The sequence below is a fragment of the Acrocarpospora sp. B8E8 genome, from assembly GCF_039871605.1.
In the GTDB taxonomy this organism is placed as follows: domain Bacteria; phylum Actinomycetota; class Actinomycetes; order Streptosporangiales; family Streptosporangiaceae; genus Acrocarpospora; species Acrocarpospora macrocephala.
Genome location: NZ_JBDPLV010000213.1, coordinates 1 through 974 on the forward strand (window position 1 = coordinate 1; position 974 = coordinate 974).

Consider the following 974-nt stretch of genomic DNA (forward strand, 5'->3'; position numbering starts at 1 on the left):
AGAGGCCGCGCGGATTGGTGAGCGTCATCGACGTCGATCCGGGCGGCCCTTCCAGCGGTGGGTGATCCAGGCGCGGCGGATGAGGCTACGGACGGTGATGATGGCGTCGGCCAGGTCGAAGAACGCTTCGACGACTGTGGTCCGTCGTTCGTAGCAGCGGGCCAGGCGGATGAAGGCGTTGTGCCAGGCGTTGGTCCGTTCGATATGCCAGCGCTGGGTGGCCTGAACAGGGGCTTTGGTGCCCTTTCGGGCGATCTCGCCGGTCAGATCACGGCTGTCGAGCAGGTCGCGGGTCTTGCCGGAGTCGTAGCCCGCGTCCAGATGGATGGTGACGTCGTCGGGCAGCGGGCCCAGCCCGTCGAGGAGGTCCAGTGTCAGGGCCAGGAGGGGCGAGTCGTTGCGGTTGGCCGGGGCCAGCACGCGGCCGAGCGGGATGCCATAGCCCTCGACCAGCAGAGAGCGTTTCATCCCGAGTTTGCGTCGATCCACGGGTGAGGGTCCGGCCAGTTCGCCTCCGCCGGGTGCCTTGGTGATACATCCGTCGACGGCCAGATCCTCCAGCAGCAGGCCGACGATGCGGTCATAGGCATCCAGGGCGATCTGCTTGAGTTGGGCGAAGATGCCGAGTTCGATCCATTGGTCGCGGCGGGTGCGGATCGTGCTCGCCGAGCAGGTCCTATCGGCGATCGCCTGATAGGAGCAGCCGAAACGCAGGACCTGCAGGAGTTTGTCGAACACGATCCGGTCGGGGATGCGGGGCCGATGACAGCCCAGCGGATGAGCGGGGTCGTAGAGCGGTCGTTCAGGCAGGAGCGCTTCGAACTGGACCCACAGCGGTTCGGCAAGCCATGATGGGAGGACAGGCACGGATGATCCTCATCGGAGATTACGCAGCGTAGACACCTACGTGATCTTGAGGTTCCGTGCCTGTGTTACGTCTGGCTCCTTGCTCGCGGCCTATCCGCGCGACCTCT

At 65.3% G+C, this 974-nt stretch carries 1 protein-coding gene; it reads right to left on the reverse strand.

Annotated features, from left to right (window positions below):
- Positions 1-24: 24 nt before the first annotated feature.
- Complete coding sequence (locus ABGB08_RS54670; protein ID WP_347608557.1) at positions 25-867, reverse strand: IS5 family transposase; 843 nt, start codon at positions 865-867, stop codon at positions 25-27.
- Between the last annotated feature and the right edge of the window lie 107 nt (positions 868-974).